Below are 7,769 nucleotides of genomic sequence, written 5' to 3' on the forward strand. Positions count from 1 at the left end.
GCCTCTCAGCAAACGTTTAGGGTTCACGGGATCTCGGACTGCAAGGAGACCCCTGCTGTGACCACGCCGGCCCTGCCGACGCGCCTGCCCGCCCTCGTCCTCGCCCTGCTCGGACTCGTGGCCGCGTTCCTGACCGCGCCGCTGCTGCCCGCCTCCGCCGCGGACGTCCCCGACGGGTGCGTCGACGCGCCCGTCGGCGTCTACGGGACGCCGTCAGGCACCGCGGCCACGCTCACCGGCGAGGCCACGACCCTGTGCTGGTCGGTGCCTGCCGACCGGCTCGCCTCGCTCGTGCTCGTCTCGGTCGTGCCGGGTGACGGGACGCCGGACCCGACCGCCGGTGCCAGCGTCACCGTCACGCCCAGCCGAGGTGACGAGTGCACCTGGCAGCAAGGTGCCGACGCCGACCCACTGCGCTACTGCGACCTCGACGAGACGCCGCAGCCCGGGGACCGGATCGAGGTGCGGGTCACCCCGGACGACGCCACCCAGCCGACGTGGACGGTCGCCGTGCGGCCCCACGCCGGCGACGAGCACTGCCTGGCCGGTGAGGTCGACGGCTCCGCCACGGCCGCGGCCGTGACCAGCATCCACGACGTCGAGTGCGTCCGCTTCGACCCCGGTGACCAGGAGGGCTTCCGTCGCGGCTCGTTCGTCGCCGACGGCGACCTGGCCGTCGCCTGGGCCGGCACCACCGACTGGGGCCAGCCGCTCGCCTGCTTCAGCGAGGCCTGCAACCCCGACATCGACTGGGGCTCCACGGCGGTCGTGGCGGCGTCCTCGATCTCGGGCGCGCCGAAGGCGGGCGAGGTGGCCACGGGCGAGGTGGCGATGCTGGACGGAATCGTGGGACGGGACGCCGGCCCTGCGTGCCGGGCCGTCGACCTCACCCAGGGCAAGGTCCGCGTCAAGGGTGTGCTCGACGACGAGCACCCGATCGCCTGCTACGCGGTCGTGATCTCCGTCGACGACGGGAACCTCCGGCTCGCGTGGGATGCCGACGAGGCCCCCGTCTTCGCCGCCGCCAAGACAGGCTCCTCGAGCTGGGTCTACCGGACGGGCCTGACCGCCGCGGCCTCCTTCCCCTACTACTTCCTCACCACCTACTCGACCGGGAACCGGCCCGTCGGCTCCGGCGCCGTCGTGCTCACCCGACCCGCGGGCACGGCCGAGCTGCCCTTCACCCTGACGCTGCGGTGCCCGACCGCCGACGGGAGCTGCGGCCAGGCCAACCAGGTCTTCAACCTGCCCGCTCTCGGCGTCCCCGCACCGACGGGCGACGCCGCGGTCGACGGCCGCCTGGCGGCTCCCGACCTCGCGGAGCGGTGGCGGTTCCAGCCGGCCACCGTCCTGTACCGCTGGCTGCGCGACGGGACTGCGGTCCGAGGCGCCACCGAGGCGTCCTACCGGCCTGTGGCGGCGGACCGTGGCCACGACCTCACCGTCGAGATCACCGGTGCCGACCCCTACCTCCGGGACCTGACGGTCGTCTCGCGCCCGGTGCGTGTCCGCGTGGGCGACGCCCCGGTGGTGGTGCGTGACCCCGTGGTCCGCGGGAAGGCGCGAGTGGGCAGGGTCCTGCGCGTCGCCACCGGCACCTGGCGACCTGCGCCCTCCTCGTTCTCGGTCCGTTGGTACGTCGGTCCGGGGAAGAAGGCGGACGCGACGGGACGGCGGCTCATCCTCCGACCCAGGCACGTCGGCCAGCGGGTGCGCGTCAAGATCGTGGCCCGCATCCCGGGCCACCGGTCCGGGTCTTCCGTGGTCCGCGTGCGGGGCGCCGTGCGCCGCTGAGGCGAACGGCCCCGAGCAGGTCGGGCGAGACGAGCGGGGCGGTGCCCGGCCGGGACCGTAGGATGCTCGCCCGTGAGCGATGCGTCCCTGACCTGTCTCGTCGTCGGCACCGGCGGCCGTGAGCACGCCCTGGCCCGCGCGCTGGCCGCCGACCCCGTCGTCGGCGCCGTGCACTGCGCGCCGGGCAACCCCGGGATCGCCGCGGTGGCGACGCTGCACCCGGTCGACCAGATGGACGGCGAGGCCGTGGCCGAGCTGGCCGTCTCGCTCGGCGCCGACCTCGTCGTCGTGGGACCCGAGGCGCCGCTGGTGGCCGGTGTGGCCGACGCCGTCCGGGCTCGCGGCATCGCCGTGTTCGGCCCCTCCGGTGCCGCCGCGCAGCTCGAGGGCTCGAAGGCGTTCGCCAAGGAGGTCATGGAGGCCGCCGGCGTCCCCACCGCCGCCGCCCGCGTGTGCACCACCTCCGAGCAGGTCGCGGCCGCGCTCGACGAGTTCGGCGCGCCCTACGTGGTCAAGGACGACGGCCTGGCCGCCGGCAAGGGCGTGGTCGTGACGTCCGACCGCGCCGCCGCCCTGGCCCACGCCGAGGGCTGCGACCGCGTCGTCATCGAGGAGTACCTCGACGGCCCCGAGGTCTCCCTCTTCGCGATCTGCGGCTGGAACGAGGCCGAGGGCACCACGGTCTACCCGCTCCAGCCCGCACAGGACTTCAAGCGCATCTTCGACGGCGACGAGGGCGGCAACACCGGCGGCATGGGCGCCTACACCCCGCTGCCGTGGGCGCCCGAGGGCCTCGTGGACGAGGTGCTGCGCGACGTCCTCCAGCCGACCGTCGACGAGATGGCCCGCCGCGGCACCCCGTTCTCGGGGCTGCTCTACGCCGGCCTGGCGCTGACCTCGCGCGGCACCCGCGTCGTCGAGTTCAACACCCGCTTCGGCGACCCCGAGACCCAGCCGCTGATGGCGCTGCTCGACGCCCCGCTCTCCCCGCTGCTCATGGGCGCGGCAACGGGCACGCTGGCCTCCGTCCCCGCCCCGACCTGGAAGGACGGCAACGCCGTCGCCGTCGTCATGGCCTCGGCCGGGTACCCGGAGTCCTCCTCCAAGGGCGACGTCATCTCCGGCCTGGACGCGGCCGAGGGCCTGGACGACGTGCACGTGATCCACGCCGGCACGGCACTGTCGGAGGCGGGGGAGCCCGTCACGGCGGGCGGCCGCGTCCTCGCGGTCGTCGCGACCGGCTCCTCGCTGGCCGCGGCCCGCGAGGCCGCCTACGCCGGCGTCGGGGAGATCTCCTTCGACGGCGCGCAGCACCGCACCGACATCGCGCTCAAGGCCGCCCAGGCCTGACGGCCCGCACCCACGGAGGTGGCCGGAGAAGGCCGCGGTCTCGGCGGGCCGCCGCCCGAGTAGCGCTGCCACGTCCATCGGGGACAATGGGCGGCGTGACCGTGCCGAACGTCCTCGCCACCCGCTACGCCGCCGCCGACCTGGCCGCCATCTGGTCGCCCGAGCACAAGATCGTGCTGGAGCGTCAGCTCTGGATCGCCGTGCTCAAGGCCCAGAAGGACCTGGGCATCGACGTGCCCGACGGCGTGGTCGAGGCGTACGAGAAGGTCGCCGCCCAGGGCACCGACGCCGTGGACCTGGCATCGATCGCCGCCCGGGAGCGCGTCACCCGGCACGACGTGAAGGCGCGCATCGAGGAGTTCAGCGCGCTCGCCGGGCACGAGCACATCCACAAGGGCATGACCTCGCGCGACCTGACCGAGAACGTCGAGCAGCTGCAGGTCAAGCAGTCCCTCGAGCTGGTCCGCGACCGTGCGGTCGCGTCCCTGGCCCGGCTCGGCCGCCTGGCCGCCGAGCACGAGACCACCGTCATGGCCGGCCGCTCCCACAACGTCGCCGCCCAGGCCACGACGCTCGGCAAGCGGTTCGCCAGCGTCGCCGACGAGCTGATGGTCTCCGTCGAGCGCGTGGAGGACCTGCTCGGCCGCTACCCGCTGCGCGGCATCAAGGGCCCGATGGGCACCGCGCAGGACATGCTCGACCTCCTCGACGGTGACGCCGACAAGCTCGCCACGCTGGAGACCCGCGTCGCCCAGCACCTCGGCTTCGAGCGCGTGCTGACCAGCGTCGGCCAGGTCTACCCGCGCAGCCTGGACTTCGACGTCCTCTCCGCCCTGGTGCAGACGGTCGCCGCACCGTCCAACCTCGCCACGACGATCCGCCTCATGGCCGGCAACGAGATCGTCACCGAGGGGTTCAAGGAGGGCCAGGTCGGCTCGTCTGCGATGCCGCACAAGATGAACACCCGCTCCTGCGAGCGGGTCAACGGCCTCGCGGTCGTCACCCGGGGCTACCTCTCGATGGTCGGCGAGCTCGCCGGCGACCAGTGGAACGAGGGCGACGTGTCCTGCTCCGTGGTCCGCCGCGTGGCGCTGCCCGACGCGTTCTTCGCCGTGGACGGCCTCTTCCAGACGTTCCTCACCGTGCTCGACGAGTTCGGTGCCTTCCCGGCCGTCATCCAGCGCGAGCTCGACCGCTACCTGCCGTTCCTGGCCACCACCAAGGTGCTCATGGCCGCGGTGCGCAACGGCGTCGGCCGCGAGACCGCGCACGAGGCGATCAAGGAGGCGGCCGTCGGCACCGCGCTGGCGATGCGCAAGGGCCAGGCCGAGAACGACGTCTTCGCCAAGCTGGCGGCGGACGAGCGTCTCAGCCTCACCCCCGAGCAGCTCGAGGCCCTCGTGGCCGAGCCGATCACGTTCACGGGTGCGGCCGTGGCGCAGACCCAGGCGGTCGTGCGCGCGGTCGAGCAGGTGTGCGCCGCGCACCCGGACGCCGCCAACTACAGCCCCGGCGCCATCCTCTGACCTGACCTGCGAGGGCCGGCGAGACGACTTCCACACGTCCGTACACCGGCCCGGCGATGCGCCCGTAACAAGACCCCGCAATGATGGGGCCCATGACTTCCGAGACCGGGCTCGACCCGACATCCGAGGAGATCACCGCCGCTGACCGCCGCGTGAGCGACTACGCGGGGGCGGTGAGCGGTGGCGAGCAGCACGCCGCGCTGCGTGCCTCCGTGCGCCAGCTCGGCACGCTGCTGGGCGAGGCACTGACCCGCCACGAGGGCCCGGAGCTCCTGGCGCTGGTCGAGGAGGTGCGCCATCGCGCGCGCACTCCCGGCGACGGCGGGCTCGATGCCCTCCTGGCGCAGCAGGACGACGCCACGGCAGTCGTCCTCGCGCGGGCCTTCACCGCCTACTTCCAGCTGGTGAACGTCACCGAGCAGCTGCACCGGTTCGCCGAGCTCAGCTCCTCCGACGACGGTCCGCTGGCCCAGAGCATCAAGAAGATCGGCCAGGCCGTCGAGGACGGCAAGCTGAGCCTCGAGGAGGTCAGCGAGGCGCTGGCCAAGGTCGAGTACCGGCCGGTCTTCACCGCGCACCCCACCGAGGCGTCCCGCCGCACGGTGCTGCGCCTGCTGCGCAAGGTCGCCGAGAGCGTCCTCGAGGGCGAGGACCCGCGCGCCACCGCCGGCGCCCAGGCCCGCACCTCGCGGCGGCTGGCCGAGCTGGTCGACCTGCTGTGGCAGACCGACGAGCTGCGCATCGCCAAGCCGCAGCCCAAGGACGAGTCGCGCACCGCGATCTACTACCTGACCCAGCTCGAGGGTCACGTCGTCCCCGGCCTGATGGAGGAGCTGCACCAGCAGCTCGCCGGCATCGGCATCGACCTGCCGGCCGACTCCCGCCCGCTGCGCTTCGGCGCCTGGGCCGGCGGCGACCGCGACGGCAACCCGTTCGTCACCCCCGAGGTCACGCTCGAGGTGCTGGGCCAGCAGCACGACTTCGGCCTGCGCCGCCTCATCGACCTCGTCGAGGAGGCGCTCACCGAGGCGTCCGCGAGCACGCGTGTCGTCAGCATCAGCGACGAGCTCCAGGCCTCCCTGGACGCCGACGCCGAGGCGCTGCCGATCACCTACGACTCGGTGAAGCGGCTCAACGCCGAGGAGCCGTACCGGATGAAGCTCAGCTTCATCCGCGTGCGCCTCATCCGCACCCGCGACCGGTTCGTGAACGGCACCGCGCACGAGGCGGGCCGCGACTACGCCTCCTTCGACGAGCTGCTCGCCGACCTCACGCTGCTGCGCGAGTCGATGCTGGCCAACGGCGACGAGCTGACCGCCAACGGCGAGATCCTCAGCCTCATCCGCACCGCGACCGCGTTCGGTCTCGGCCTGGCGACGCTGGACGTGCGCGAGCACTCCGGCAAGCACCACGCGGCTCTGGCCGAGCTCTACGACCGGCTCGGCGAGCTGGAGACCCCCTACGGCGAGCTCGACCACGCCGAGCGGATCACCACGCTGTCGGCGGAGATGGCCGGACGTCGCCCGCTGATCGGCTCCGGTCGCCAGCTCGACGGCGGCCAGGCCGACAAGTCGCTGTCTCTCATGCGCACGATCCGCAAGGCGCAGGACACCTTCGGCCCGGACGTCATCGAGACCTACATCGTCTCCATGACCCACGACATCGACGACCTGTTCGCCGTCGTCGTCCTCGCCCGCGAGGCCGGCCTGGTCGACACCGGCTCCGAGACCGAGCCCGCCACCGCGCGCCTCGGCTTCGCCCCGCTGTTCGAGACCGTCGCCGAGCTCGAGCTGGCCGGCCCGCTGCTGGAGGGCCTGCTCTCCGACCCGGCCTACCGCCGGGTGGTCAAGGCCCGCGGTGACGTCCAGGAGATCATGCTGGGTTACTCGGACTCCTCGAAGGACGCCGGTATCGCGGCGTCCCAGTGGCAGATCCACCGCGCCCAGCGCGGCCTGCGCGACATCGCGGCCCGCCACGGCGTCTCGCTGCGGCTCTTCCACGGTCGCGGCGGCTCCGTCGGCCGCGGTGGCGGCCCCTCGGCCGAGGCGATCCTGGCGCAGCCGTGGGGCTCGCTCACCGGTCCGATCAAGGTCACCGAGCAGGGCGAGGTCATCTCCGACAAGTACCTGCTGCGCGGCCTGGCCCGGTTCAACCTCGAGAACGCGCTCGCCGCGACCATCGAGGCCTCCGTGCTGCACAAGACGATGTCGCTGCCCGAGGGCAAGCTCGACCAGTGGGACGCGACGATGGACGTCGTCGCCTCGCAGGGCCAGGTCGCCTACCGCGCCCTCGTCCGCGACCCGGCGCTCGTGCCGTTCTTCGTCACCGCCACCCCGGTCGACGAGCTGGGCAAGATGAACATCGGCTCGCGCCCCTCCAAGCGCCCCGGCGGCGAGGGCGGTCTCGACGACCTCCGCGCCATCCCGTGGGTGTTCGGCTGGACCCAGACCCGGATGATCCTGCCCGGCTGGTTCGGCGTCGGCTCCGGTCTCAAGGCGGCCCGCGAGGCCGGCCACGAGGCGCAGCTGAAGGAGATGTACGGCTCCTGGAACTTCTTCCGCACCTTCCTCTCGAACGTGCAGATGACGCTCTCCAAGACCGACCTCGCCATCGCGGCCCGCTACGTGGAGACCCTCGTGCCCGAGGACTCCCGCGGCCTGTTCGAGGTCATCAAGGCCGAGCACGCCCGCACCGTCGAGGAGGTGCTGCGGGTGACCGGCGAAGCCGAGCTGCTCGAGTCCTCGCCCGTGCTGCGCCAGACCCTGAAGCTGCGTGACGCCTACCTGGCGCCGCTGCACGCCCTCCAGGTCTCCCTGCTCGCCCGCACCCGCGACACCGCCTCGGAGGTCACCACCTTCGACCCGGACAGCGACCTCCAGCGCGCGCTGCTCACCACGATCAACGGCATCGCCGCCGGCCTGCGCAACACCGGCTGATCCGGCTCCGCCCGTCACGAGACCCCCGTACCGACCGGCGGGTTCTATCGATCCCCGCAACACCTCGACTTTCGAGGGGTTGTGGGGATCGTGGTTTCTGCGGAGGTGAAGGCGGAGTTCTTCGGGGCTCTGGATCGTCTTGAGGGCAACGTGAGCGCGGCGG

At 72.9% G+C, this 7,769-nt stretch carries 4 protein-coding genes; all 4 read left to right on the plus strand.

Going from position 1 to position 7,769, the window contains the following annotated elements:
- Positions 1-57 precede the first annotated feature (57 nt).
- The 4 genes from M8330_RS08790 (at position 58) to ppc (ending at position 7,606) form a co-directional block, all read left to right on the plus strand.
- On the plus strand, positions 58-1,794 hold the full coding sequence (locus M8330_RS08790; protein WP_250827028.1) for a hypothetical protein: 1,737 nt from the start codon (positions 58-60) through the stop codon (positions 1,792-1,794).
- A gap of 87 nt (positions 1,795-1,881) precedes the next feature.
- On the plus strand, positions 1,882-3,144 hold the full coding sequence (purD, locus tag M8330_RS08795) for a phosphoribosylamine--glycine ligase (protein ID WP_250827034.1): 1,263 nt from the start codon (positions 1,882-1,884) through the stop codon (positions 3,142-3,144).
- A gap of 86 nt (positions 3,145-3,230) precedes the next feature.
- Positions 3,231-4,670, plus strand: a complete 1,440-nt coding sequence (gene purB, locus M8330_RS08800; RefSeq protein ID WP_250827029.1) for an adenylosuccinate lyase — start codon at positions 3,231-3,233, stop codon at positions 4,668-4,670.
- 92 nt (positions 4,671-4,762) lie between these two features.
- Positions 4,763-7,606, plus strand: a complete 2,844-nt coding sequence (ppc, locus tag M8330_RS08805) for a phosphoenolpyruvate carboxylase (protein WP_250827030.1) — start codon at positions 4,763-4,765, stop codon at positions 7,604-7,606.
- The last annotated feature ends 163 nt before the right edge of the window (positions 7,607-7,769 follow it).

This window comes from Nocardioides bruguierae (assembly GCF_023656415.1).
Taxonomy (GTDB): domain Bacteria; phylum Actinomycetota; class Actinomycetes; order Propionibacteriales; family Nocardioidaceae; genus Nocardioides; species Nocardioides bruguierae.

What these genes read in the sequence shown, in the direction of transcription:
- purB (WP_250827029.1), top strand. Translation starts at nt 3,231, where the DNA reads ATGGGCGGCGTGACCGTGCCGAACGTCCTCGCCACCCGCTACGCCGCC.
- ppc (WP_250827030.1), top strand. Translation starts at nt 4,763, where the DNA reads ATGACTTCCGAGACCGGGCTCGACCCGACATCCGAGGAGATCACCGCC.